Genomic DNA, 357 nt, shown 5'->3' with positions numbered 1-357 from the left:
AATTCCTTTTAACACAATAAATTATCTCCTACCTGGATAATCACTGCCTGATGCCTATACTATTCCTACCAGTTTAACTCATTTTATCCTCACCTTTCCAGTACGGGAAGAGAGAAGACTCTTCATCTGGGCTTCCAGGGCTCCCACCCTGCGAAGATACTCATCATCCACCTCCACATACCAGTGGTTCTCCCTGGGGTGATACTGCCTGTAATAGCGCATCAGATTCTCCTCCCTGGCCTCCGTGTACACGGAGGTAGATGACACGGAGCGATGACCCAGTAGTTCCTGCACGTAGCGCAGGTGGGCGCCTCCCGCAAGCAGGTGGCGGGCACAGCTATGGCGAAGTGAGTGCAC

General features: G+C 52.1%; 1 protein-coding gene. It reads right to left on the bottom strand.

The window, feature by feature from the left end:
• Positions 1 to 78: 78 nt before the first annotated feature.
• A partial coding sequence (locus S1OALGB6SA_RS01050; protein ID WP_148083986.1) for a tyrosine-type recombinase/integrase occupies positions 79 to 357 on the bottom strand: 279 nt, incomplete at its 5' end.

It is taken from the genome of Olavius algarvensis spirochete endosymbiont, from assembly GCA_900608495.1.
Taxonomy (GTDB): domain Bacteria; phylum Spirochaetota; class Spirochaetia; order DSM-2461; family DSM-2461; genus UBA2779.
The sequence above is the reverse complement of the archived record's forward strand: the minus strand, read 5'-3'. Positions and strand labels throughout refer to the sequence as shown.